This is a genomic window from Streptomyces sp. NPDC002088, assembly GCF_040296605.1.
GTDB lineage: Bacteria > Actinomycetota > Actinomycetes > Streptomycetales > Streptomycetaceae > Streptomyces.
Genome location: NZ_JBEOXO010000001.1, coordinates 540,777 through 564,895, shown reverse-complemented (window position 1 = coordinate 564,895; position 24,119 = coordinate 540,777). Strand labels below are relative to the sequence as shown.

General features: G+C 71.8%; 27 protein-coding genes and 2 pseudogenes. 12 read left to right on the top strand and 17 right to left on the bottom strand.

From position 1 onward, the window contains the following. Positions 1-17: 17 nt before the first annotated feature. A complete protein-coding gene (locus ABT114_RS02630; protein WP_351137736.1) occupies positions 18-1,472 on the bottom strand; it encodes an aldehyde dehydrogenase family protein in 1,455 nt (484 codons plus the stop codon). Between the two features lie 103 nt (positions 1,473-1,575). On the opposite strand from ABT114_RS02630, the gene ABT114_RS02625 reads away from it, so the two are divergent. Further along, positions 1,576-2,013: a MarR family winged helix-turn-helix transcriptional regulator gene (locus tag ABT114_RS02625; RefSeq protein ID WP_351137734.1), complete on the top strand. Its 438-nt coding sequence runs from the start codon at positions 1,576-1,578 to the stop codon at positions 2,011-2,013. Positions 2,014-2,204: 191 nt separating this feature from the next. After that, complete coding sequence (locus ABT114_RS02620) at positions 2,205-2,585, top strand: anti-sigma factor antagonist (RefSeq protein ID WP_351137732.1); 381 nt, start codon at positions 2,205-2,207, stop codon at positions 2,583-2,585. Positions 2,586-2,594: 9 nt separating this feature from the next. Here the strand turns inward: ABT114_RS02620 and tuf are convergent, their stop codons facing one another. After that, positions 2,595-3,788, bottom strand: a complete 1,194-nt coding sequence (gene tuf, locus ABT114_RS02615; protein WP_351137730.1) for an elongation factor Tu — start codon at positions 3,786-3,788, stop codon at positions 2,595-2,597. Positions 3,789-3,984: 196 nt separating this feature from the next. Between tuf and ABT114_RS02610 the strand changes: the two genes are divergently transcribed. Beyond that, positions 3,985-4,647, top strand: coding sequence for a DUF4230 domain-containing protein (locus ABT114_RS02610; protein WP_351137728.1), 663 nt, complete (start codon positions 3,985-3,987; stop codon positions 4,645-4,647). On the opposite strand, the gene ABT114_RS02605 is transcribed toward ABT114_RS02610, so the two are convergent. The 6 genes from ABT114_RS02605 to ABT114_RS02580 are packed head-to-tail and all read right to left on the bottom strand — an operon-like array spanning position 4,648 to position 8,387. After that, positions 4,648-6,408 carry a complex I subunit 5 family protein gene (locus ABT114_RS02605; protein WP_351137726.1) on the bottom strand — a complete coding sequence of 587 codons (1,761 nt, stop codon included), beginning with the start codon at positions 6,406-6,408 and terminating at the stop codon, positions 4,648-4,650. Further along, a complete protein-coding gene (locus ABT114_RS02600; RefSeq protein WP_351138198.1) occupies positions 6,408-6,758 on the bottom strand; it encodes a sodium:proton antiporter in 351 nt (116 codons plus the stop codon). Before ABT114_RS02600 ends, ABT114_RS02605 begins: the two co-directional genes overlap by 1 nt. Before the next feature lie 16 nt (positions 6,759-6,774). Beyond that, positions 6,775-7,515 carry an MnhB domain-containing protein gene (locus tag ABT114_RS02595; RefSeq protein WP_351137724.1) on the bottom strand — a complete coding sequence of 247 codons (741 nt, stop codon included), beginning with the start codon at positions 7,513-7,515 and terminating at the stop codon, positions 6,775-6,777. Beyond that, positions 7,512-7,772: a Na(+)/H(+) antiporter subunit B gene (locus ABT114_RS02590; RefSeq protein ID WP_351137721.1), complete on the bottom strand. Its 261-nt coding sequence runs from the start codon at positions 7,770-7,772 to the stop codon at positions 7,512-7,514. Before ABT114_RS02590 ends, ABT114_RS02595 begins: the two co-directional genes overlap by 4 nt. Beyond that, a complete protein-coding gene (locus ABT114_RS02585) occupies positions 7,765-8,217 on the bottom strand; it encodes a monovalent cation/H+ antiporter complex subunit F (protein ID WP_351137718.1) in 453 nt (150 codons plus the stop codon). The genes ABT114_RS02590 and ABT114_RS02585 overlap by 8 nt, the downstream gene beginning before the upstream one ends. Beyond that, positions 8,214-8,387 (bottom strand): hypothetical protein, encoded by a 174-nt coding sequence (locus ABT114_RS02580; protein ID WP_351137715.1) that lies wholly within the window; start codon positions 8,385-8,387, stop codon positions 8,214-8,216. Before ABT114_RS02580 ends, ABT114_RS02585 begins: the two co-directional genes overlap by 4 nt. A gap of 243 nt (positions 8,388-8,630) precedes the next feature. On the opposite strand from ABT114_RS02580, the gene ABT114_RS02575 reads away from it, so the two are divergent. Then, entirely contained in the window at positions 8,631-9,296 is a 666-nt protein-coding gene (locus ABT114_RS02575; protein ID WP_351137713.1) for a VanZ family protein, read from the top strand. A 162-nt stretch (positions 9,297-9,458) separates the two neighbouring features. Beyond that, positions 9,459-10,688 carry a ricin-type beta-trefoil lectin domain protein gene (locus ABT114_RS02570; protein ID WP_351137711.1) on the top strand — a complete coding sequence of 410 codons (1,230 nt, stop codon included), beginning with the start codon at positions 9,459-9,461 and terminating at the stop codon, positions 10,686-10,688. Positions 10,689-10,709: 21 nt separating this feature from the next. On the opposite strand, the gene ABT114_RS02565 is transcribed toward ABT114_RS02570, so the two are convergent. Beyond that, a complete protein-coding gene (locus ABT114_RS02565; protein WP_351137709.1) occupies positions 10,710-10,958 on the bottom strand; it encodes a hypothetical protein in 249 nt (82 codons plus the stop codon). A gap of 173 nt (positions 10,959-11,131) precedes the next feature. On the opposite strand from ABT114_RS02565, the gene ABT114_RS02560 reads away from it, so the two are divergent. Continuing rightward, positions 11,132-12,169 (top strand): PHP domain-containing protein, encoded by a 1,038-nt coding sequence (locus tag ABT114_RS02560; protein WP_351137707.1) that lies wholly within the window; start codon positions 11,132-11,134, stop codon positions 12,167-12,169. 153 nt (positions 12,170-12,322) lie between these two features. Beyond that, positions 12,323-13,285: an SDR family NAD(P)-dependent oxidoreductase gene (locus ABT114_RS02555; protein ID WP_351137705.1), complete on the top strand. Its 963-nt coding sequence runs from the start codon at positions 12,323-12,325 to the stop codon at positions 13,283-13,285. Here ABT114_RS02555 and ABT114_RS02550 read toward each other — a convergent pair. Continuing rightward, the gene (locus ABT114_RS02550; protein WP_351137703.1) at positions 13,282-13,938 is read right to left on the bottom strand and encodes a M15 family metallopeptidase; all 657 of its coding nucleotides are present in this window, start codon (positions 13,936-13,938) and stop codon (positions 13,282-13,284) included. The genes ABT114_RS02555 and ABT114_RS02550 overlap by 4 nt on opposite strands. A gap of 14 nt (positions 13,939-13,952) precedes the next feature. Beyond that, positions 13,953-14,804, bottom strand: coding sequence for an alpha/beta fold hydrolase (locus tag ABT114_RS02545; protein ID WP_351137701.1), 852 nt, complete (start codon positions 14,802-14,804; stop codon positions 13,953-13,955). 199 nt (positions 14,805-15,003) lie between these two features. On the opposite strand from ABT114_RS02545, the gene ABT114_RS02540 reads away from it, so the two are divergent. After that, positions 15,004-16,032, top strand: a complete 1,029-nt coding sequence (locus ABT114_RS02540; RefSeq protein ID WP_351137699.1) for an SDR family oxidoreductase — start codon at positions 15,004-15,006, stop codon at positions 16,030-16,032. A gap of 127 nt (positions 16,033-16,159) precedes the next feature. Here ABT114_RS02540 and ABT114_RS02535 read toward each other — a convergent pair whose 3' ends face one another. The 4 genes and pseudogenes from ABT114_RS02535 to ABT114_RS02520 all read right to left on the bottom strand — a co-directional run. Beyond that, entirely contained in the window at positions 16,160-16,393 is a 234-nt protein-coding gene (locus tag ABT114_RS02535; protein ID WP_351137697.1) for a hypothetical protein, read from the bottom strand. 62 nt (positions 16,394-16,455) lie between these two features. Continuing rightward, positions 16,456-17,748 carry an ROK family protein gene (locus ABT114_RS02530; protein WP_351137695.1) on the bottom strand — a complete coding sequence of 431 codons (1,293 nt, stop codon included), beginning with the start codon at positions 17,746-17,748 and terminating at the stop codon, positions 16,456-16,458. Positions 17,749-17,888: 140 nt separating this feature from the next. Beyond that, a complete protein-coding gene (locus tag ABT114_RS02525) occupies positions 17,889-18,866 on the bottom strand; it encodes a phosphotransferase family protein (RefSeq protein WP_351137693.1) in 978 nt (325 codons plus the stop codon). 24 nt (positions 18,867-18,890) lie between these two features. Beyond that, positions 18,891-19,085: pseudogene (locus tag ABT114_RS02520) on the bottom strand (hypothetical protein); the annotation flags it as partial. Between ABT114_RS02520 and ABT114_RS02515 the strand changes: the two are divergent. Then, a pseudogene (locus ABT114_RS02515) lies at positions 19,083-19,382 on the top strand (LuxR C-terminal-related transcriptional regulator); the annotation flags it as partial. The pseudogenes ABT114_RS02520 and ABT114_RS02515 sit on opposite strands and share 3 nt — an antisense overlap. Here ABT114_RS02515 and ABT114_RS02510 read toward each other — a convergent pair. Further along, a complete protein-coding gene (locus ABT114_RS02510) occupies positions 19,271-20,251 on the bottom strand; it encodes a DUF3626 domain-containing protein (RefSeq protein WP_351137691.1) in 981 nt (326 codons plus the stop codon). The pseudogene ABT114_RS02515 and the gene ABT114_RS02510 overlap by 112 nt on opposite strands. Before the next feature lie 106 nt (positions 20,252-20,357). Here ABT114_RS02510 and ABT114_RS02505 point away from each other — a divergent pair, with 106 nt between their 5' ends. Continuing rightward, on the top strand, positions 20,358-20,852 hold the full coding sequence (locus ABT114_RS02505; protein WP_351137689.1) for an FBP domain-containing protein: 495 nt from the start codon (positions 20,358-20,360) through the stop codon (positions 20,850-20,852). An 86-nt stretch (positions 20,853-20,938) separates the two neighbouring features. Here the strand turns inward: ABT114_RS02505 and ABT114_RS02500 are convergent, their stop codons facing one another. Then, positions 20,939-21,532 carry a TIGR03086 family metal-binding protein gene (locus ABT114_RS02500; protein ID WP_351137687.1) on the bottom strand — a complete coding sequence of 198 codons (594 nt, stop codon included), beginning with the start codon at positions 21,530-21,532 and terminating at the stop codon, positions 20,939-20,941. 117 nt (positions 21,533-21,649) lie between these two features. On the opposite strand from ABT114_RS02500, the gene ABT114_RS02495 reads away from it, so the two are divergent. After that, entirely contained in the window at positions 21,650-22,909 is a 1,260-nt protein-coding gene (locus ABT114_RS02495) for an FUSC family protein (RefSeq protein WP_351137685.1), read from the top strand. 130 nt (positions 22,910-23,039) lie between these two features. Beyond that, positions 23,040-24,089, top strand: coding sequence for a hypothetical protein (locus tag ABT114_RS02490; protein ID WP_351137683.1), 1,050 nt, complete (start codon positions 23,040-23,042; stop codon positions 24,087-24,089). Positions 24,090-24,119 lie beyond the last annotated feature (30 nt).

Below are 24,119 nucleotides of genomic sequence, written 5' to 3'. Positions count from 1 at the left end.
GCGGCAGCCGGCGGCGGTCAGTCGAGGGAGACGACGACGGACTTGGTCCGGGTGTAGGCGGCGAGCGCCTCGGGGCCGTACTCGCGGCCGAAGCCGGAGTCCTTGACGCCGCCGAAGGGGACCGCGGGGTCGAGCATCGCCCAGTCGTTGACCCAGACGATGCCCGCCTGCAGCCGGTCGGCGATGCGGTGGGCGCGGGCCAGGTTGGTGGTCTGGACGCCCGAAGCCAGGCCGTACGGCGTGGAGTTGGCGAGCGCCACGGCCTCCTCCTCGGAGTCGAAGGGCTGCACGGTGAGGACCGGTCCGAAGATCTCCTCCTGGACCACCCGGGAGTCGTTGGGCAGGTCGGCGATCACCGTCGGCTTGTAGTAGTAGCCGCCGTCGAGGTCCAGCCGTTCGCCGCCGCAGACGATGCGGCCGCCCTCCTTGCGGGCCAGGGCGACGTACTCCTCGACCTTCCTCCGGTGCTTCTCCCCCGCCATCGGCCCGACCACGGTCTCGGGCTGCCTGGGGTTACCGACCGGTACGCCGGGGACGGCCTCGGCGAGGATGTTCAGCAGGGTGCTGTAGACGGGGCGGGCCACCAGCAGGCGGGGGCCGCCCATGCAGAACTGTCCGGTGTTGAAGACGAAGCCCTTGATGATCGCGCCGACCGCCTTCTCCAGGTCGGCGTCCTCGAAGACGATGTGGGCGGCGTTGCCACCGAGTTCCATGGTGACGGGCTTGAGGGCCTCGCCGGCGACGCTCGCGGCGTGCCGGCCGACCGCGGTGGAACCGGTGAAGGCGATCTTGTCCACGCCCCGGTGCCGCAGCAGCGCCTCGCCGGCCACGGGCCCGGCGCCGGTGACGACGTTGACCACGCCGTCGGGGACGCCCGCCCGCTGGAGCAGCCGGGCCATGTACAGGGCGCTGAGCGGAGTCTCGTCGGCGGGCTTGTGGACGACGGTGTTGCCGGCCGCGAGCGCCGGGGCGAGCTTCGAACCGGCCAGGATGAGGGGGAAGTTGAAGGGCGTGATCGCGGCGACGACGCCGAGCGGCTCGCGCCGGGTGTAGGCGAGGGCGTTGAGGGGGGTGTCGCGGGTCGCGCCGTGCAGGGAGGAGGCGAGGTCGGCGAAGTACTCGTAGTCGTTGGCCGCGTTCGTGACGTCGACGGCCTGGCACAGCGTGATCGGCTTGCCGACGTCGAGGCTCTCCAGCGCGGCGAGCTCCTCGGCGTTCTCGCGGATCAGCTCGGCGACCCGGCGCAGTACTCGGCCCCGCTCGCGGCCGCTCAGCCCGGACCACCCGCCGCCGCCGAAGGCGGCCCGGGCGGCGCGCACGGCCGCGTCCACGTCGGCGGCGCCCGCCTCCGCGACGGTGGTGACGACCGTGCCCGTGGCGGGGTCGAGCACCTCGGTGCGGGCACCGTCGGCGGCCTCGCGCCACTGTCCCCCGATGAACAGCTGCCCGGGTTCGATCTCGTTGGTGGCCATCGCCGCTCCTCAGCATCGTCGCCAAGTTTTCAACAAACAGGATTCCTGTTGGTTCGCAGTCTCATGAAGGCCAGGTTTCCTGTCAATGGTCTACGCTCGGGGCATGGTCGGCCCGCAGACAACCAAGACACCTCCGTCCCTGCTGTACATGGTCAAGCAGGTGGAACTCGTCGTGCGCTCCCATCTGGACGAGCTGGTCAAGCCGTCCGGGATCACCGCGCTGCAGTACACCGCGCTCACCGTGCTGGAGCGGCACGACGGGCTCTCGGCGGCGCAGCTCGCCCGGGACTCCTTCGTCACCGCCCAGTCCATCGCCGACCTCGTCCGGTCCCTGGAGAGCCGCGGGCTCATACGTAGGGAGCGTAATCCGCGCAACCGGAGGGAGCTGCTGATCCTGCTGACCGACGCCGGACGCGATCTGCTCGCGCACCACGCGACGGCCGTGCGGGAACTGGAGGAGCGGATGCTGCGGAACCTGACGGCACACCAGACCGAGCAGTTCCGCAAGGCGCTCACCGAGGCCTGGCACGCCCTGTCGTAGCCCTTCGCCACAGCCGTTCCCCAGCCGTTTCTCAGCTGTTCGCCCCAGTTGGCTCAGATCTTGAAAGAAGTCGGTCGCAATTCGAAGACATATGTCAATCGAACATGCTCAAATTCACTCGTCCGAGGGTAACTTGCAGGGCGGGGAAGCGATTTGGGTCCCCGTCCCCGAAGCGGGTTGGAGGCGATGTCGTGCAGCAGGAACCTGCGCCGCTCACCCGGCATCTGCGCGTCCACCGGGACCGGGGCCACACGGTCCTGGAGTTCCGCGGCGAGATCGACATCGCGGCGGCCGTGGAGATCGTCCCGCACCTGGACCGCGCCACGTCGGGCGCCGAGCCCCGGATCGTGATCGACCTGAAGCAGGTCGAGTTCTTCGACTGCTCCGGCCTGCGCCTGCTCTACCGGGCCCGGCGCCGGGTCCTCGACCACGGAGGGCAGCTGCACCTGGTGTGCACCCACCCGCTGACGCTTCGCATCCTGCGACTGACCGGCCTGTCCCGGCTGCTGCCCCCACGTCCGACCCTGGACGCGGCCCTGGGACAGCCCGAGGCCACGTCCGGCACGTTATGACCCTCCCCGCTACCTGAGAATCCTGGTGACCTGACCGGCCCCCACCGTCCGGCCACCCTCGCGGATGGCGAACTTCAGCCCCTCCTCCATGGCGATCGGCTGGATCAGCTGGACGTGCATCGTCGTGTTGTCGCCCGGCATGACCATCTCGGTGCCCTTCGGCAGGGTCACCACCCCCGTCACGTCCGTCGTGCGGAAGTAGAACTGCGGCCGGTAGTTCTGGAAGAACGGCGTGTGCCGGCCGCCCTCGTCCTTGGACAGGATGTACGCGCGCGCCTCGAACTCCGTGTGCGGGGTGACCGACCCCGGCTTGATCACGACCTGCCCGCGCTCCACCTCCTCCCGCTTCACGCCCCGCAGCAGCAGCCCGACGTTCTCCCCGGCCCGGCCCTCGTCGAGGAGCTTGCGGAACATCTCGACGCCGGTGACCGTCGTCCTCGTCTTCTGCTGGTGGATGCCGATGATCTCGACCTCGCTGTGCACCCGTAGCGTGCCGCGCTCGATCCGGCCGGTGACGACCGTGCCGCGCCCGGTGATGGTGAAGACGTCCTCGATCGGCATCAGGAACGGCCGGTCCACGTCCCGCACCGGCTCGGGCACGAACTCGTCCACGGCGGCAAGGAGTTCGAGCACCGACGCCGTCCACTTCGGGTCGCCCTCCAGGGCCCTGAGCGCGGAGACCTGGACCACGGGGACCTCGTCGCCGGGGAACTCGTACTCGGTGAGCAGCTCGCGCACCTCCAGCTCGACGAGCTCCAGGATCTCCTCGTCGTCGACCACGTCCGTCTTGTTCAGGGCCACGACGATGTACGGCACGCCCACCTGCCGGGCCAGCAGCACATGCTCCTTGGTCTGCGGCATCGGCCCGTCCGTCGCGGCGACGACCAGGATCGCGCCGTCCATCTGGGCGGCGCCGGTGATCATGTTCTTGATGTAGTCGGCGTGCCCCGGGCAGTCGACGTGCGCGTAGTGCCGGCGCTCCGTCTGGTACTCGACATGGGCGATGGAGATCGTGATGCCGCGCCGGCGCTCCTCGGGCGCCTTGTCGATCTGATCGAACGGCGTATACGGGTTCAGGTCCGGGAACTTGTCGTGGAGCACCTTCGTGATGGCCGCCGTGAGTGTGGTCTTGCCATGGTCGATGTGACCGATGGTGCCGATGTTCACGTGCGGCTTGGTCCGCTCGAACTTCGCCTTCGCCACTGCGCGCCCTCCTCGGGTCCGTCCCCTTCCTGTCTATTCGGTTCACGGCGCGTCGAACAGGGCGCTGACGGACTCACCGTGGTGAATCCGGCGCACGGCCTCCGCGAGCGGCCCGGAGGACAAGAGATCATCCAACAAGGCGGTCTGGTAAAGGAATTGAGGGGAATCTGCCTAGTAGGAAGGGAGGACCGTCGACATGACGACTTCCATCAGGCGCATTCCCAAGCGCATGCCCGGCTGGGCGAAAGTGGTGACCGCCTTCGTGCTGGTGCTCGTCGTGCTGTTCGCCGGCATCCGGCTGGCCGTGCTGCCGGGGCTGCGGGACCTGTTCGGCACCGAGACCCGGGATCGCTCGGGTCCCGCTCTGCTCAAGTCCATCCAGGACATGAGCCGTTACGACGCGGCCTCCGGCAACTTCCAGGTCGTCGTGGACCTGGAGAAGGACGCCAAGTACCTGCCCGACGCGCTCCGCGGCACCCGCACCCTGTACGTCGGGGCGGGCACCGTCGACGCCTATGTCGACCTCGGCAAGCTCGCCAAGAACGACGTGACGGTCAACGACGACCGCACGTCCGCCACGCTCCGGCTGCCGCACGCACAGCTCGGCAAGCCGGCCCTCGACCCCGACCGTTCCTACGCCGTCTCCAAGCAGCGCGGTCTCCTCGACCGGCTCGGCGACCTCTTCTCGGACAACCCGAACGGCGAACAGGCCGTGCAGAAGCTCGCCGTCCGGCACATCGGCGACGCGGCCAAGGACAGCGGGCTGACCACACGCGCCGAGACCAACACCACGGAGATGCTCGAAGGGCTGCTGGGCTCTCTCGGCTTCAAGGAGGTGCACATCTCCTACGGGACCTGATCAGCCACCGGCCACACCCGGCAGGGCCAGCGCGCCGAGCAGCGTCGTGCCCACCAGCACCCAGGCCACGTAGTCCCCGACGTGCCCGGACTGCAGGCGCCGCAGCGGCAGCAGCCGGTGCGGCGCGCCGAGCAGACCCGGGCGGGTGACGGCCACGGCCGCCAGGCCCACGGCCAGCAGGGTGGAGAGGAGGCCCAGGAGGATTCCGGCGGGGGTCCAGTGCACGGAGGTGACCACACCTCCCGACCCGGCTTCGTTGACGGCGTGGGCCACCACGTCGGCGAAGCCGGGGGCCACGCCGACGGCGAGCGCTCCGGCGAGCAGCACCGCGGGGACCGTGGTCATGGAGTCCGGGACCCGGGTCAGTCGCTGCCGGGTCTCGGGCCGCTCGCCGGAACCGGTCGTCTCGTACTCGGCCTTCTCCTGCGGCCGGGGGCCCAGGCCGAGGAACACCCGGGCGGCGACCCGGAGCACCGCTCCCGCCGTGACCGCCGACGTGGCGACGTACAGCACGGTGAGCGGGCCGCCCACCGCCTCCTCCGTGATCGCCTTGCCGAGTGCCGTACCGAAGGGCGGCAGGCCCGCGAGGCCGAGGCCTCCGGCGGCGAACAGCACGGCGACACCGCGCAACCTGCGGGCGCGTCCGTGCAGCGCGTGTTCGTCGACGCTGCTGTACCGGTCGAGGAGGATGCCGGTACAGGCGAACAGCGCGGCCTTCACCCCGGCGTGGCCGAGGACGTACAGGGCGATCCCGTCGTCGGCCTCCGGCTTGAGTACGCCGATGCCGATGAGGAACAGTCCCGTGTGGGCGACCGTCGAGTACGCCAGCAGCCGTTTGATGTGCCGCTGATACCAGCACATGACCGCGCCGACCACCGCCGTCAGCGCGCCCAGCACCACCAGCGCGCGCTCGGCATCGGCCGCCGGCACCCCGCCGGGGCCGGAGAACACGGTGCCGTAGACGCGCCACACGCCATATGCCCCGAGTTCGACCATGACGCCCGACAGCAGCATGCACACCGGGGTGGGCGCGACGGCGTGCGCGTCCGGCAGCCAGAAGTGGAAGGGCACGGCGGCGGCCTTGATCAGCAGGCCCGTCACTACGAGGACGAAGGCGGCGAGGACGAGTGCGTCGGGCCGGCCGTGCGCGTCGAGTCCACGGCCGATCTGCGTCATGGACAGTTCGCCGGTGCGCGCGTACAGCAGCCCCACGCCCATCAGCATGGCGTACGCGCCGAGGGAGTTGACGACCCCGAAGGTCAGTGCGCCCTGCACGGCCCTGGGGTCGTCGATCCGGTAGCCGGTCAGCGCGTACGCGACCACGCTCATCAGCTCGAAGAACACGAACGCGTTGAACAGGTCCCCGGCGATCGCGAAGCCGCACATGCCCGCCTGGAAGACCAGCATCAGCGCGGGGAAGGAACCGGCGTGGCGGCGTGGCGGTTCCTCGAAGTAGCGCCAGGAGTACGCCAGTGCCGCCAGCGTCAGCAGGGAGGCGAGCACGGCCAGGCCGAGCCCCGAGCCGTCGCCGGTCAGGGCGATGCCGACGCTCTCGCCGTTGACCGGCACCCAGCCTCCGGCCCACTCGACCATGGGCGGCGAGGAGTTCAGCAGCAGGATCAGCGCGAGCGCGGCGGTGCCGGCCGAGACGGCGCAGCCGATCGACTCGGCGGCGACCCGCGGCAGCCGACGGCCGCAGGCGACCAGCAGTCCCGCCCCGAGCAGCGGGACGGCGACGACCAGCGGGAGGAGGTGATTCATCAGCCGCGCAGCTCGGAGAGTTCGTCGGGGTCGACCGTGCCGTGCCGCTTGGCGATCTGCACGACCAGGGCGAGCAGCAGCGCGGTGACCGTGGCGCCGACCACGACGTCGGTGAGGGCGAGGGCCTGTACGACCGGGTCGACGACGGGACGCGAACCGGGCTGCACATCGGAGAAGACGGGCGCGGTGGCGCCGTCCCGGTAGCCGACGGCCAGCAGCAGGACATAGGTGGCGGACTGGCAGACGGCCAGGCAGCCGACGGCGTGGATCAGGTTGCGGCTGGTGGCGAGGCCGTAGCAGCCGGCCAGGAAGATCCAGACGGCGACCAGGTACGGCAGCACGTGCGTCAGGGCGGTCACAGCGGACTCACTTCCCGCTCTCCTCCTCGATCTCGACGGCCTGGTCCAGGAAGCGGGCGAGCAGCACGACGACCGCGCAGGCGACCTCCATGCCGATGGCCGCGTTCAGCAGCGGGACGGTGCCGCCGGACGACAGCGTGTTGAACGTGCCGTACGGCAGCAGGGTGTTGGCGAGGAAGGCGGTGCCCGCGAGTACGCCGGCGAGCCCGGTGACGACGTAGGCGGAGGCGGACAGCGCGTCGCCGACCTCGTACCGGCCGACCGGGCGGACGCGTTCCAGGGCACGGTAGTCGGCGCCGAGATAGAGCAGGTGCAGGGCGGTCGCGGCGACGACTCCGCCCTGGAAGCCGCCGCCGGGGCTCAGCTGGCCGTGCGCGATCACGTACAGGCCGGTGACGACGGCGACGGGCAGCACGGTCAGGGAGTAGCCACGCACGAGCCGGTCCACCTCGGCGGATTCGGGCTTCGCGCGGTGTTCGTCGCGGGCCTGGCGCAGCAGGACGACGCAGCCGAGCACGGCCGCGAAGAGGATGCTCATCTCGCCGAGCGTGTCGTACGCGCGCTGGTCGAAGTTGACGGAGGAGATGACGTTCGCGGTGTGCCGGGCGAGAGAGGCGCGTACGGCGCGTGCGCCGTAGGGGTGCCGGGCACCGCCGAAGGCGGGCAGGTCGAAGCAGGCGGCGACGAGCAGCGCGGCCAGCCCGACGCCGCCGGTCACCACGAGCCACAGCCGGACGCGGCGGTTCACCGCTCGCGCCCCTTCCGCTGCGCCCGCCGTTTCACCTTGCGGACCGTGAGCAGCAGCAACAGGGGTGTCAGCGCGGAACCGACGGCCAGTTGGGACAGTCCGACGTCGGGAGCCTGGAGCACGGTGAACAGCACGGCGAGGGTCACGCCGAGGACAGCCAGGACGAGGGCCTGACGCACCGGATCGCGGGTCGCGACGGCGGCTGTCGCCGAGGCGGCCACCAGCAGTAGCGCGACGACGATGACCGCGTCAGCCACGGCGGACCCTGCCGAATCCGCCTGCCAGCGCGCGTGAGGCGATGACGTTGCCGCCGATCAGCAGTGCGCCGATGACCAGGAGCTTCGCCATCGCCCGGCTCGGGCCGGTGGCCGCGCACAGCACCAGGACGACGACCGCGCCGAGACCCGCGGCCGCCCAGGTCACGCCCCAGGCACGCGGCGGGTCCCCGGTGAGTTCGTCGGCGAGCAGCCGGGCGAAGACGAGCGTGCCGACCGGGCCCAGCAGCGCGAGTACCAGGGCGAGGTCGACGTACGCCGGGCGGTCGTAGGCCTGGGCGAGGAGCAGGAGGGCGGAGCAGGCCACGGCGGTGGAGAGGTTCTGGGCGACGACCCGGCGGCGCAGCGGGCCGGTGGCCACACCCCACAGGGACGCGCCCACTCCCCCTGCAAGCACGGTGGTCGCGGCGAGGAGCCAGCCGTTCACCGGTCGGCCACCGCCCGGCGGGCGGCCCGTGCCGCCAGCGCCCCGACGCATGCGGCGCCGGCGCCGACGGCCCACTCCAGGGTGTAGACCGTGCTGATCAGGACCAGCCACAGCACGGTGAGCGCGGCCCACCAGGCCAGGATCTCGGCGAGCGCGAGGAGCGTTGTCATGCGCCGGTTGTCGCGCCGGTTCACACGCCACCTCCTCGCGGTCCTGCCCCGTCCGTCGTTCCCCGGCATCCAAGCACCGCCCCTGCTGTGGCGAGCGGCGGCGCGCGCGGGTCCCAACCCGGTTGCCCCGAGCGCAGGAATGGAAACGCGGGCGCACTCCGGGCGCCCTTCGTTCACGGCTTCGACGGCCCGATCGCGGGTAACCGCCTTATGACATCGCGAAGTTGAAGACTGGAGGACCGCATGGCCCGTACAGCCTCGAGGTCGCGTACCGCCTTTCTCTCCCGCACCACCAAGTCGAAGCCGACTCCTGCCAAGTCCAAGCCGTCTCCCGCCAGGACCAAGGCGGCTCCCGCCGGAACCGAGCCGGCCGCCACGAGCGGCAAGCCGTCTCGCTCCCGCGCCGCCAAGAAGGCCAAGCCCGCGCCGCGACCGGCCCGCGGTGACCACCGGCCGCTCCCCTTCCTCCTCCGCCTGCCGGCGATGCTGTGCGCCTTCGCGTTCATGGTGGCCTTCGCCGTCGTGCTGGCCCGGCTCACCCTCCAGCCCTCACCCGCGTCGGAGGCGCTGACGCACACCAATCTGCATCCGGGCCGTTCCCTGAAGGCCTACCTGGACCAGCCGGCGCTGCGTGACGCCGTCAAACAGATCGGCGGGAACCTGCTGCTCGGCGTGCCGTTCGGCATTCTGGTGCCGGTCGTGGCTCCTCGGGCCCGCGGGGTGCTGCGCGTGCTGCTGCTGACCGCGATCGTGATGCTCCTGGTGGAGTTCGCACAGGGCGCACTGATCACCGGGCGCGCCTTCGACATCGACGACGTCATCCTCAACACCGGCGGGGCCCTGGTGGGTTACCTGCTCCTGGGACGGAGGCTGAGCCGCGCGGTGCACGCGCGCAAGCGGTCGGAGTAGCGCGCGAACGGGCCCCGCTCGTTCGGCCGCGCGCTCGACCACTGGTCCGTACCAAAGTATTGACGGCCACTTAACTTACTTCTTAAATCAAGAGGCGACGCATCCATCCCCCACCTCGGTCGGCACGCCCGTCCCCGGGCACGCCGTACGGAAGGGAGAGCCGTGGCCTCCCCACGCCTGCTCCGCAGATGTCTTCTCGCCGCCCTGTCCGCCGTACTGGCCGCGTCCGCCGCGATCGGTCCGGCGCAGGCGGACGCGCCGTCCGTTTCGGCGGCCGCCGTGACGTTCTCCGACAGCTTCGACGGACCGGCCGGTGCGGCCGTGGACGCCTCGAAGTGGCAGCTGGAGACCGGCGACAACGTCAACAACCACGAGCGGCAGTACTACACGTCCGGCACCAACAACGCGTCCCTGGACGGCCAGGGGCATCTGGTGATCACGGCCCGGCGGGAGAACCCCGCCAACTACCAGTGCTGGTACGGCACCTGCCAGTACACCTCGGCCCGGCTCAACACCGCCGGGAAGTTCACGGCCCAGTACGGCCACGTCGAGGCCCGGATGAAGATCCCGCGCGGGCAGGGCATGTGGCCGGCGTTCTGGATGCTCGGCACCCCGGTCAACTGGCCGGACTCGGGCGAGATCGACGTCATGGAGAACGTCGGCTTCGAACCCTCGACCGTCCACGGCACCATCCACGGGCCCGGCTACTCCGGCTCCGGCGGCATAGGCGCGGCCTACTCCCTGGCGAACGGCCAGGCCTTCGCGGACGCCTTCCACACCTTCGCCGTCGACTGGGCGCCCGACTCGATCACATGGTCCGTGGACGGCACCGTCTACCAGCGGCGCACGCCCGCCGACCTGAGCGGCAAGACCTGGGTGTTCAACAAGCCGTTCTTCCTGATCCTGAACCTGGCGGTCGGCGGTTACTGGCCCGGCGACCCGGACGGCTCCACCGTCTTCCCGCAGCAGCTCGTCGTGGACTCGGTCTCGGTGACGACGGGCGACACGTCCGCCGGCGCGGCGATCAAGGGGCTGGCCGGCAAGTGCGTGGACGTGGCCGCAGCGAACTCCGCCAACGGCACCCCCGTACAGCTCTACGACTGCAACGGCACCGCGGCCCAGCAGTGGACGGTCGGCGCGGACGGCACGCTCCGGGCGCTCGGGAAGTGCCTGGACGTCACCGGCAACGGCACGGCGGACGGCTCGACGGTACAGCTGTGGGACTGCACGGGCGGCCCGAACCAGAAGTGGGCCGTCTCCGCGGCGCACGACATCGTGAACCCGCAGGCGAACAAGTGTCTGGACGTCACCGGCAACAACTCGGCCAACGGCACCCGCCTACAGATCTGGACCTGCACGGGCGCCGCCAACCAGAAGTGGACGGTCGGCTGAGCCGGAGCCGCGCCGGTGCCGCTAGCGGCGGCCCCAGCGCGGTGTCCAGGTGAACTTGTCCCCGCCGACCCAGCGGACCACGTCCGGATCGTCCAGGTCATGGACGACGATGCCGAACGCGGCAGCTGCCTCGAGGACGTCGGTGATGGCCTTCGCCTCACCGACCACTTCGCCGTCGATCTCCACGATGCGGAACGGCGGCGTGCCCGGCTGGACCCCGAGCACCATGATCCGTGGATTGGAGATGTAAGGGCACGCTGCTTCGGTCATGTCATCGAGCGTAGAACGCAACCGGCGATCGTGAGTGGCGTGCCTCACCCGGCGAGCCCATCTCGGCCGCCGTCGCCACTCCCCGGGACGGAAGGGACGCACGGTGTCACCGGGCCTCCCTTCCGTCGTGCGGCCCGGCCCCGGCTGGAGAACCCTGGATCCAGGAGGTGGCGATGGATCCCGTGGAGGCACTGGACCGGATCGCCTTCCTGCTGGAGCGGTCCCTGGCGCCGACGTACCGTGTCCGCGCCTTCCGCACCGCGGCGCGCATGCTGGGGCAGCTGCCGGAGGCGGAGCTGCGCGAGCGGGCGCGGGCCGGGACGCTGGAGCAGCTCAAGGGCGTGGGGCCGAAGACCGCCCAGGTGGTGCGCGAGGCGCTGGACGGGCAGGTGCCCGGCTATCTGCAGAAGCTGGAGGGCGAGGCCGCCGGCCCGCTCGCCGAGGGCGGTGAGCGGCTGCGGGCGCTGCTGCGCGGGGACTGCCATCTGCACTCCGACTGGTCGGACGGTGGCAGCCCGATCGAGGAGATGGGCCGGACCGCGGCCACGCTCGGGCACGAGTGGGCGGCGTTGACCGACCACTCCCCACGGCTGACGGTGGCGCGCGGGCTGTCGGCCGAGCGGCTGCGCGAGCAGCTGGCGGTGGTGGCGCAGCTCAACGAGACCTGGGCACCTTTCCGGCTGCTGACCGGCATCGAGTGCGACATCCTCGACGACGGCGCCCTCGACCAGGAGCCGGAGCTGCTGGAGCGGCTCGACGTGGTCGTCGTGTCCGTCCACTCCAAGCTGCGCATGGACGCCCGGTCGATGACCCGCCGCATGATGGCCGCCGTACGCGATCCGCACGCCGACATCCTGGGGCACTGCACGGGACGCCTGGTGACCGGACGGGGCCGCCCGGAGTCGGAGTTCGACGCGGACGAGGTGTTCGCCGCGTGTGCCGAATCCGGCACGGCCGTGGAGATCAACAGCCGTCCGGAGCGGCTCGACCCGCCCAGACGCCTGCTGCGCCGGGCCGTGGCGGCGGGCGTGCTGTTCTCCGTCGACACCGACGCCCACGCGCCGGGCCAGCTGGACTGGCAGATCCACGGCTGCGCGCGGGCCGAGGAGTGCGGGGTGCCCGCCGAACGGGTGGTCACCACGTGGTCCCTGGACGAGCTGCTGGCCTGGACGCAGGACGGCCGTACGCCGTCCGGAGTGGCAAAGGCCTGACGTGGTACTCGTGCCGGGGTCCCCGCCCAGCTGCCGGCCGCCCGGGGCGACAGCCGCCCCGACCGTGCTTCCCCCGTCCGGTCGGGGCTTTCCTTCGCCGCCACCCCGTTTCCGCTTGACTTCGAGAGCACTCGAATTCGTAGCGTTCCAGGTATGAGCACTGCACAGCACAAGATCGGCTCGGGCTTCGGCGCCGCGAGCACCGCCGACGAGGTCCTTCAGGGCATCGACCTCACCGGGAAGCTGGCCATCGTCACCGGTGGCTACTCGGGCCTCGGCCTGGAGACCACACGCGCCCTGACGAAGGCGGGCGCGCGCGTCGTCGTCCCCGCCCGCCGCCCGGACACGGCCCGGGAGGCGCTGGCCGGGATCGACGGCGTCGAGGTGGACGAGCTGGACCTCGGCGACCTGGAGAGCGTGCGTGCCTTCGCCGAGCGGTTCCTCGCCTCCGGCCGGACCGTGGACCTCGTCATCGACAACGCCGGGATCATGGCCTGCCCGGAGACGCGGGTCGGGCCCGGCTGGGAGGCCCAGTTCGCCACGAACCACCTGGGTCACTTCGCCCTGGTGAACCGCCTGTGGCCGGCGATCGCGCCGGGTGGCGCCCGCGTCGTCTCCGTCTCCTCGCGCGCCCACCACTTCTCCGGCATCCGCTGGGACGACGTCCAGTGGCGCCACGGCTACGACAAGTGGGAGGCGTACGGACAGGCCAAGACGGCGAACGTGCTGTTCGCCGTGCACCTCGACAAGCTCGGCCGGGACGCCGGCGTACGGGCCTTCTCGCTCCACCCCGGCGGCATCATCACACCGTTGCAGCGCCACATCCCCAAGGAGGAGATGGTCGAGCGCGGCTGGATCGACGAGAACGGCAACGTCCTGAACCCCGAGGGCTTCAAGACCCCCGAGCAGGGCGCGGCCACCCAGGTGTGGGCGGCGACCTCGCCCCAGCTGGACGGCCTGGGCGGCCTGTACCTGGAGGACTGCGACGTCGCCGAGCCCGCCCCGGCGGACGGTGCGACGGTCGGCGTGAAGGACTGGGCGACCGATCCCGAACAGGCGTCGCGCTTGTGGGAGTTCTCGGCGGAACTGACCGGGGTGAACGCGTTCCCAGCCTAGAACTCGTCGAGTTCCCTGGGCCCGTACAGCGCGGCGGGTGCCCCCGTCGCGAGGGCCCAGTAGCGGTCGCCGTACGACCAGTGCCACCACTCGGTGGGGTAGTTGACGAGGCCCGCCGCGCTCAGTGCCTTGCCCAGCACTTCGCGGTTCGCGCGGGCCTCGTCGGTGATGTTGTCGGCCCCGGTGTAGCAGGCGCCCGCGCTCTGCTCGGGGCTGGCGTTCATGGGTGTGCCCAGGTCGAGTTCGCGGCCGTCGGCGTCGACCAGGGTCAGGTCGACGGCGGCGCCCGCGCTGTGCGGGGCGATCTCGGGCGGGGAGACGTAGCGGCTGGCCGCCGTGCGGAGTTGTCCGGCGGTCCGCTCCGGGTGCTCGGCGCGCAGTTCGTCGGCGTACCGCTCGAAGTAGAGGCGCTGGAGGGACGGCGGGCGGTATCCCTCGACGAACAGCAGGCGCAGCCCCTCGGGCAGCAGCGCCTGCGCTTCGAGGAGCCGGTCGAGGACGCCCTGCCGCAGGTGGACCTGGGCGCCGTGGGAGTCCTTCTGCTTGCGGTCGTCGACCAGCAGGGAACCGCTTACGTCCACGAGGGGCTCACCGCACTCCTCGACGGGCACGGCGGCGACCCTGGCGTCGGACATCAGAATGATCTCGCTCATGGCCTGATCATCCCTTACGGGACCAAGGCGGCTCGGCCGTCTGCCATGAACTCCCGCAGGTCCGCCTTGAGTTGTGCGGCGTGGGTGGCGAAGAGGCCGTGGCCGGCGTTCTCGTACACCTTGAGCGTGCCGTTCGGTACCAGGTCCGCCGTGCGACGGCCGGTCAGGTCGAACGGCGCGGAGACGTCGTGCGTACCGTGGACGACCAGCACGGGCAGGTCCAGCTTGGTCAGTTCGGGCACGGCGTTCAGGTCGGCGATGACGTCCCAGAGCGCGACGCCGGCTCGTGCCGTCGACCCGTGGCAGCGCCGGACCATGGACTGCACGTAGGCGTCGGAGAGTTCGTTGCCCGGCCGGTCAAGCGCGAAGAAGTCATGGGCGCCGTCGGCGAAGAAGGCGGCCCGATCCCGTTGGAAGGCGTCCTTGGCCGCTTCTGCGAGCTCCGGGGCGATGCCCTCCGGATGGTCCGCCGACCGCACGGGACCGGGCACCATGCCGGCGACGAGCGCCGCCCGGGCGACGCGCTCGGCACCGTGCCGCGTCAGGCACCGGACGATCTCGGCGGTGCCCACGGAGTGGCCCACGAGGGTGACGTCACGCAGATCCAGGTGCTCGATCAGGCCCTGCAGGTCATCGGCGAGGCTGTCCAGGTCGAACCCGCCCCACACGTCGTCCGAGCGGCCGTGCCCGCGCCGGTCGAAACCGACGCAGCGGTAGCCCTCCTCCGCCAGCGGCAGCATCTGGTACTCCCACATCTCCGTCCCGAAGTAGGAACTGTTCACGAAGACGACCACGGATCCGTCGGCCGGACCGTAGTCGACGTAGTGCAGCCGTGTGCCGTCCACGGGGCTCTCGAAGTACGGCATGGGTTCCTCCCGGGATGCGGTGGCGGCGCGGTTGCCATGCCCTTCATGCTTCCGGTCGGCGCGCGGCGCGTCGATTACCTCCGACGTCATCCCGTTCCGGCTCTCGGTGAGCGCGCAGGCGGTCTCGCCGGGACATGTGCGGGTCTCCGTCGGCCGGGTACTCGGGCAGCCCCACCTCACCCACAGGGAGGAGACCGAGGTGAGCAGCGAGCCCGGCCGGAGGGTCGTCGTCACGGGCGCCACCGGCAATGTCGGTACGAGCGTGGTGCGTCTACTGTCCGAGGATCCGGAGGTGGGCTCGGTGCTGGGCCTGGCCCGCCGGCTCCCGGACTGGTCGCCGCCGAAGACGGACTGGGCCGCGGTCGACCTGGCGGCCGAGCGGCCCCACCCGGTGAAGGAGTTCCAGGGGGCGGACGCCGTGGTCCATCTGGCCTGGTCGTTCCAGCCGACGCACGATCCGGCGGCGACCTGGCGTACGAACGTGCTCGGCAGCATCCGGGTGTTCCAGGCGGTCGCCGCGGCCGGGGTGCCGGTGCTGGTGCACGCGTCGTCCGTGGGTGCGTACTCTCCGGGGCCGAAGGGCCACACGGTGGACGAGTCATGGCCTACACACGGCTGGCCGGGCGCCGCGTACTGCCGGGAGAAGGCCTATCTGGAGCGCGTGCTGGACACGTTCGAACGGGAGCACCCCGAGGTGCGGGTGGTGCGGATGCGGCCCGCGTTCCTCTTCAAACGGCAGTCGGCGAGCGAGCAGCGCCGGATCTTCGGTGGGCGTTTCCTGCCCGGCCCCGCGGCCCGGCCCGATCTGCTGCCGTTCCTGCCCGCCATCCCGGGGCTGCGAGTGCAGGCCCTGCACACGGACGACGCGGCCGAGGCATACCGGCTGGCGGTGGACTCCGGGGTCCGGGGCGCCTTCAACCTGGCGGCCGAACCGCCGGTCGACGCGGAGCTGCTGGGCGAGATGTTCGGCGCCCGCCCGGTGCGGCTCCCCCGTACCGCGGCCCGCTCTGCGGTCGCCGCCGCCTGGGGTCTGCGTCTGCTGCCCGCCTCGCCCCATCTCTTCGACGCGGTCCTGCGGCTGCCCCTGATGGACTGCACGCGTGCGCACACCGAGCTGGGCTGGCGCCCGCACCACACGTCGACCGAGGTGCTGGAGGAGTTCCTGCTGGGCCTGCGGCGCGGCGAGGGCGCGGAGACGGAGCCGATGCGGGGGCGCAAGGTGGGCTGAGTCAGGCCATGGGTTCCCGCGGACTTGACGGCGCTGCCCCGGCCGGTGCGGTCGGTGCCGGTGAGCTGACGGTAGACGGGCCACGAGCGGACCCGGTCGGCCATACCCATGGGGGCTCCTGTGGCGGTCAGTCGGTGGGCTCGTCCGGTGTGGGGTGTTCGGGGTGGACGTTCGCCGACTGTGGCTCGCCCCGCCTGCCCGTGCCCGCCTCATCGGTGTCGGGGACATCGGGCTGCTCCGCCTGCGCACCCTCCGGGCTCGCCTCCCACGGGTCCTCGCCCTCGCGGGCCTGCTGGTCCGGCAGGTCCCGCGGTACGGGCGGACCGCTCTCCCCGCGCTCCTCGGGACGCTGGTCTGCCACGCCGTACTCCCTTCGTGTCGGCTGAGCGACACGCGAGTACCTCTTCGCCGGGTCGTGAAACGTCAGTGCGGAGCGCGTTCCTCCAGGGCCGTGCGCCAGGCCGGGGCCGGTCCCTCGGGTGCGGGTTCCGGGCGGCGGCCGCCGCGGGCGAAGAAATCGGCGAGCGGCAGGATCGCGGCGCCGACGGTGACCGCGTCGGGGCCGAGCTTCCCCAGGTCGACGGTGACCTTCTCGGCCGGGTGGCGCAGGGCGTACGCGGTGGCGTGGCGGCGTACGGCCGGCAGGAAGCGGGCACCGAGCTGGAGGCCGGCCCAGCCGCCGATGAGGATGCGCTCGGGCTGGAAGAGGTTGATCAGGTCGGACAGGCCGGCGCCCAGGTACTCGGCGGTCTCCTCCAGGACGGCCAGCGCGACGGGGTCGGCCGCGTCGCCGCCCTCGGTCGGGTAGGCGGCGGCCAGCATCGCGGTAAGCGCCGTCTCCTCGTCGGCGGACTCCGGCGGCTGCCCGCCCGCCTCGCGCCAGCGCTGGAGCAGCGACTCGGCGCCCGCGTACGCCTCCAGACAGCCGAGCGCGCCGCAGCGGCAGCGGCGCCCCCTGACCCGTACGGTCAGGTGCCCCCACTCCACGGCCCGGCCGTGCTCCACATCGGGGGTGACCAGGCAGGCGCCGACGCCGGAGCCGAAGAGGACGACGACCGCGTTGTCGGCGCCGCGTCCGCCGCCGAACCACATCTCGGCCTGGCCGAGGGTCCTGGCGCCGTTGTCGATGAAGTACGGCACGGCGTCCGGGAGCTGGGAGCCGGTGCGGAGCAGGGCCTCCAGCGGGACCGCGTCCCAGCCGATGGTCTGGCCGTGCACGACGGCCCCGCGGTCCGGGGTGCGCTCGACGATGCCGGGGACGCCGATACCGACGCCGAGGAGTCGCTCGGGTGCGATGCCGGCGGCGGCGAGCACCTCGGCGATGCCGTCGCGGATGTGGCCGACGATCACCTCGACCTCGTATCGCTGCTGCTCCAGCGGGTGTTCCGCGCGGGCGAGTTCGGTGAGGGTCAGATCGAACAGCTCGATCCGCACCCGGGTCTCGCCCACGTCGACGCCGATCATGTGGCCGCTGCCGGGTGCGACGCGCAGCAGGGTGCGGGGCCGGCCGCCGTCGGAGTCGACGCTGCCGGCCTCCTCCAGCAGGCCGTCGGCGACCAGGTCGGCGACGACGTTGCTGACCGAGCCGGAACTCAGACCGGTGACCGGGCCCAGCTCGAAGCGGCTGAGGGGGCCGTCGAAGTACAGCCGTTGCAGCACGACCGTACGGTTGGCCCGCCTGAGGTCGCGCACCGTGCGCCCGTTCCGCCCCGCCATGTGGCTCCTTCCGAACCCTGCCGGAACCCCTCCGGCACCGTGCCCGACCTGCAACATACCGCCGCGGGCACGCCTGGCGCACTTTCCATGACCCTTAATTCACGCAGCGAGCTAAGCGGCCCGCCGCTGCGCGCGCACGCCTACGCGGCGGGGGCCAGGTCCGTGATCTCCTCCAGCGCCCTGACGAGCCCGGGGGCGACCAGCTCCTGAACCCAGCGGTCGCGGCCCTCGTCGAACCCCCGCGGAACCCCCTCGGTCAGCATGATCAGGTAGAGGTAGGCGCGGTAGAGGGCGAGGCGGAGGCGGGCGGGTGTGTCGAAGTGGACCCGGCCGCCGGCCTCCCGGTAGCCCGCCAGGAACGGCTCGTCCTTCCGGATGTCCCCCAACAGCGCGAGGGAGACGAAGTCGGCCAGGGGGTCGCCCCAGAGCATGCGCTCGCCGTCGATGAGCCCGCCGATGCGGGGCGCCCCGGCCGAGCGGTCCACGAGGATGTTGCCCGGCCAGAGGTCGAAGTGGACGAGGCTCGGGACGGTGACCTCGACCAACGCCTCCCCCGCGGCCCGCGCGGTGCGGGCGATCTCGTCGACGGGGCGGGGCAGCCGGGCCCGGTAGTGGCGGCCGTCGTCGAGGACCGCGTCGAACATCGCGGTGAACGCGGTCCGCCAGTCGGGGGCGAGCGGCCCCAGGGCGCCGGACGGATAGCCGAAGCCGGGTCCGGTCACCCGGTGCAGGCGGGCCACCTGACGTCCCAACTCGGTGCGCAGGTCTGCCTGTTCGGCGTCCGTGAGCGAGTCGTCCCAGGGCTCGCCCGGGCAGCACGTCATCAGCAGATGGCGTACGGCCCGGTCGCCGTCGAGGGCCACCACGCGGGGCGCCGGTATGCCGGCCTCGGCAGCGCCGCGGCAGAACTCCTCCTCGGAGACGAGGAGTCGGTGCTCGTATCTCAGGCCCGGCACGGTGGGCGCGACTTTCAGTATCAGGAGGTGGCCGTCGGTGAGGCGGAGCTCCTCGACGGTGTTGTAGGTGCCGCCGCCGAGGGGGCGGAGGTGGGCGAGGCGGTCGGGCGGGATACCCGCCGACTCCAGGACCTGCCGGGCCCGCTCCCAGGAATCTGCCACCGTGCGCCCACCTCTCCCCATCGGTCAGCCCGCCGCGTACACGTCCTCGACGTACCGCCCGGCGGCGATCAGCCCGTCCAGCCACTGTTCGGCTGCGACCTCGTCGGCGCCCGGCGTGCGGTCCCGGTACAGGGTACGGAACGCCTCGCGCACACCCGGCGCCATTCGCGAACCGTCGCCGCAGACGTACACCCGGGCTCCGGCGCCGAGCAGTTCCCAGTGGAGGACACGCCCGCGCTGCTGGTGATGCTGCGCGTGCCGGGCGAGGGCGAGCGGTGCCTGGAGGCCGAGCCGGAGCGGGCGCGGGTCTCGCCGGTCGAGGCCCGGATCCTGGCGCTGCTCGCCGGGGGCGCGACGACGGCCCGGGCCGCCCGGGAGACCGGGCTCACCGCGGACGGCGTGACCTACCATCTGCGGCGACTGTCGGCACGCTGGGGCGCGGCGAACCGTACGGAGCTGGTCGCCCGCGCTTGTGCGCTGGGGGTGCCGGCGACGGGGGTGTGGCCGCCCGCGCCCGCCGTCGGGGAGTAGGCGGTACCGGCTCCCTCGGGCGCGCCGAAGCGGGCGAGGGTGTGCCACACCTTCTTGAGGTCCTGGAGTTCGTGGCGGCCGGTGCGGGCGGCGTCGCCGATGACGCGCGGGTCGAGGCGGGCGTGCTCGGCGATCCGGGCGCCCAGGTCGGCGTACTCCTGTCCGCGGTATTCGGCGTGGCGGTGCAGCTCGGGCACGTAGAGCCGGTAGCCGGGGTGCCACTCCAGGGGACAGGGCAGCAGGCGGGCGGCGGTCTCGACCGGGGTGCCGCGGTAGCTCGCGTCCAGGACCAGCGCCTCGGCGTCCCGGGCGAGGTCGACACCTCCGTGCACCTGTGCCTCGATGTAGTCGTCGAGGGCGTCCCGCTCGTCGGCCTCGGCGAGGGCGACCAAGGACATGCCGGCGGCGACGCCGAAGTCGGTGGGCTCGGCCGCGCTGTCGGGGTAGCAGAACGTGGTGCGGGTGAGCACCGCCGCGGTCAGCCGGAAGTGCGAGGAGCCGAACCGCGGGGCGGCGCCGACCACTTGGCGACGGAAGTCCAGCGCGCCGTACACCGGCCGGTCGTGCGCGTCGGCGTCGTCGTACGCGCCGCCGAAGATCCGGCTCTCCCAGCGCCGGCGGTCACCGCCGGGATGCGCGGTGAGTCCGCCATTGCTGGTGCCCGTGACGAACTGCGAGACATAGGCGCCGTCCTCGGCCAGCGCCCGCAGGACGGGCAGGCCACGGACGAGTCGGTCCGGGTGGAAGTTCAGCGTGACGCGCAGGTCCGGGTCGACGGCCGGTCCGGTGGAGCGGGCCGCGACATGGCGCAGCGCCGCTCGCGCCCGCGGTGACGCGAGACCCCTGAAATCCACTGGCGTCCTTCCTTCTCGGCTGCTTACCCTAGGCAGAAACCTAGAACTCCTAGGTTTCCCGCGACAGGAACACCAGGAACACTCAGGTACGCCAGGAGGCCCCTCCATGAGATCACTCACCGAGCCGGAGATCCGTAACTCCTTCGTCAATTGTTCGAAGGGCGAGGCAAAGCGCGTGGCCGTGCCCCGGGATCTCGACCAACACCCCTGGGACGACCTGGACTTCCTGGGCTGGCGAGATCCGGGCGCGCCCGACCGCAGCTATCTGGTCACCGAGCGGGAGGGGCAGTTCGTCGGCGTGACGCTGCGCTTCCCGTCCTCGCAGCGCGGCTTCCTGCATCGCAGCATGTGCTCGCTGTGTCTGACGACCCACCGGGGTGGCGGGGTCTCGCTGATGACGGCCCGCAAGGCGGGGGCGGCGGGGCGCGAGGGGAACTCGGTCGGCCTGTACATGTGTACCGACCTCGCCTGTTCCCTCTACGTGCGCGGCAAGAAGGTCCCGGACTCCGGTTCCCGTTTCGAGGAGAGTCTGACGGTGGAGGAGCAGATCGCCCGCACGACGGGCAATCTGTCCGCGTTCCTCGACAAGCTGTACGCCTGAGGACGTCCATCACGCGTCACGGGGCCCCTCCGTCAACGGGACGGCACCCCCAGAACCCGGAACCCCCAGAACCCGGCCCGCCCGGCTCACGCGGCCGGTGGCGTCCAGCGAGGGTCGCGGCCCAGGAACGCCAGGAGCGCCTCGGCGCTGCCGTAGCCCTCACGCAGCGGCTCGGCGGGGGCGAAAACCTGGTAGGCGTCGCGGAGGTGGTTCACCAGGCGGTCCGCCGCCGGGCGGATTCCCTCGGCCAGGTCGTCCGGCAGTGGCCGGTTCTGGCCCGTTGCGACGGCGATGTCCCAGGCGTGCACGGCCGCGTCCATCGCGGCCGCCGCGGCGGCGAAAGCCAGGGGCAGCGGGCCCAGCGGGGTGGGCACCTGATCCGCTTCGGCGGGCAGCTGCGCGTACCCGTCCGCGACCGAGGCCAGCACCTTGTCGAGTTCGGCCACCGGGTCCCCGGCGAGGGCGTCGGCCGGCTGAAAGGGGTCACTGTCCGGTCGGCCGCCGGTGAGGACGAGGCCGAATGCCTGCTGGTCGATGCGCGCGTGGTTGAGGACCTGCCGTGCCGTCCACGCGGAGCACGGCGTCGGAGCCGCCCAGGCACCCTCCGGAACCGCGGTGGCCACCTCCCGCAGGTAGTCGTGCGAACGGGTGAGGGCCTCGATGCCCTGGATCTCCGCCATGTCCGTGTCCCTCCTGTCACCTTCCGGCCGGTGAGAACAATCTAGGCTCATTTGCGGACACCTACGGTCCTCAACGGGGACGTTCGAGTGGTCCTGTGAAAGGGAACAGGCCAAGAGATGCAAGATGCTCATGAGTGGAAAGAGCCCCTCGGACGGTTGGTGAGACGCCACCGGGACCCCGTGGTCGTACAGGCGTTGCGGTCGGCTGCCGCCGCGTCGGTCGCGTACGTCATCGCGCTGCACCTCAGCCCGGAGCCCAGACCACTGACGGCCCCCCTGACCGCGCTGCTGGTCGTACAGGTCACCCTCTACTCCACGCTCACCACCGGTATCCGCCGGGTGAACTCCGTGGTGGCCGGCGTCCTCGTGGCCATCGCCTTCAGTCTCCTGGTCGGGCTGACCTGGTGGAGTCTCGCGCTGCTCATCGTGGCGTCGCTCGCCGTAGGCCATCTGGTGCGGGTCGACGAGTTCGTACCCGAAGTGGCGATCAGCGCCATGCTGGTGCTCGGCGTCACCAGCGTCGGCGACACCGCGTGGGCGCGGATCGTGGAGACGCTGATCGGCGCGGTTGTCGGGCTCGGCTGCAACCTGCTGCTCGCCCCGCCCGTCTGGGTGGACGAGGCGGGCGAGTCGATCGAGGGGCTGGCGCGCCGGGTGCGGCAGTTGATGCTGCGCGTCGGCGAGGAGGCCGCCGGCCGCACGCCCGTGGAGCAGGCGGCGGCACGACTGCACGAGGCGCGCCGGCTCGACCATGACATCGTCGAGGTGGACGCGGCCCTGCGGCAGGCCGAGGACAGCCTGCGGCTCAATCCGCGCGTGCGCGAGGGGCTGCTGCACCGGGTGGTGCTGCGCACCGGTCTGGACACGCTGGAGATCTGCACGGTCGTGCTGCGGGTGATCACCCGCACCCTCACCGACCTCGCCAAGGAGCGCGAGCCCGAGCCGCTGTTCCCGCCCGAGACGGGCGCGGTCGTGGAGAAGCTGCTGTCCGAGGTCGCCGACGCCGTGGTCAGCTTCGCGATCCTGGTCACCACCCATGTCAGCGTCAACGCCGAATCGGCGGAGGAACGGCTCACCGCCGAGCTGCGTCAGGCCGCCGCCACCCGCGACAAACTGGCCCAGCTGCTGCTGGAGGAGATCCAGCGCGACGCGCGGCAGTGGCAGCTGTTCGGTGCGGTGCTGACCGAGGTCAACCGCATCATCGACGAGCTCGACACCGAGCACCGCTCGCACCGGCTGCTGGAGGAGCTGGACCGCTGCTCGCGCGAGCAGCGCGAGCGCAGCCCGCTGCTCACCTGGCTGCGGGAGCGACTGGGCGGCCGCGTTCCGCGCCGGCAGCGGCGGAACCGCAAGGCGACCGCCCGTCGTTCTCTGTGACGACGGCGCATGAGCGACGACGGCGCGTGCGTGACGACTGCGCACGCGTAACGACGGCGCGTGCGTGACGACGTGCATGACGCGAGGTACGGCACATGAGGCGATGTACGGCGATGAGGGGAGCGTCCGGATGACCGACACCACCGTGCGGATCGACGGGAACACACTGCGGCTGCCGGGCGGTGTGGCGGTGCGGTTCGTCCGTACGCTGCGCCTGCCCGAGACGGGCAACCACCCGCTGCCGCCCGGGCTCGGCGAGTTCCCCGTGCGCCGCGTCTCGGACCACCCGGACACCGTCCCCGAGCAGTGGCGGGCGCGTGGCGGCGTGATGCTGCCGGTGTATCTGCGTGAGGCGATGTGGCTGAGCTTCTCGGGGACGACGGAGCCCGCCGCGCTCCAGGTCGGGGTGGGCAAGGTGTGCGCGGTCTCGGGGAAGCGGTGGAGTGACCGGCTCACCCGGCGCCCGCAGAACTACCTCGTGCTGCCGCGGCAGCCCTGGCTGGACGGCATCAACTCCGGCAAGGGCACGGTCCGCCAGTTCGTGGCGGTGCCGCTGGGGCTGGGCGCGACGGTCGAGGGCCAGGTCACGGGCGAGGAGGTCTGGGGCGGCGTACAGCTGCAGTCGTTCCCGCTGAACGACCGGGCGCTGGCCGAGTGGCGTGAGGAGGAGCGACGCCAGGCGGAGCGGAGGCGGCTGACGATGACGGCCGGGGGCGGCTTCGGTGGCCCGCACCCGCCCGGCGCGATCCCGGCCGCCCCCATGGCCGCGGCCGCCCCCGGTGGAGCGCCCCGCGCGGCCGCGGCCATGGGGCTCGGTGTCGGCGGCTCGATGCGCCAGGAGGTCTACAAGGACGACCGGCCGTTGAAGGACTGGGCGACGGAGCCCGCCGGGCGGGTCTTCGTGCATCTGGTGACGCCGCCTGAGTGGCGTCGCATCACGGGGGAGGAGCCCCCGCCGTCGCCCGTGGACCGTGCGGCGTACACCCGGGCCGGCCTGCCCTGGTACGACTACTACGACCAGGACGCCGAGGACCTCGCCCCCACGGACACGCTCGGGGACGTGAAGCCGGTCGGCGACTGGCTGGGTGACGATCACGAGCCCTGGCAACAGCCGTCACCCGACCAGGTGCAGCCGCTGAAGGACGCGTCGGGGAAGCCGGTGGAGGACGGCGACTGGTAGTGGACAGCGGCGAGTGTTGCGCCTTGCGCA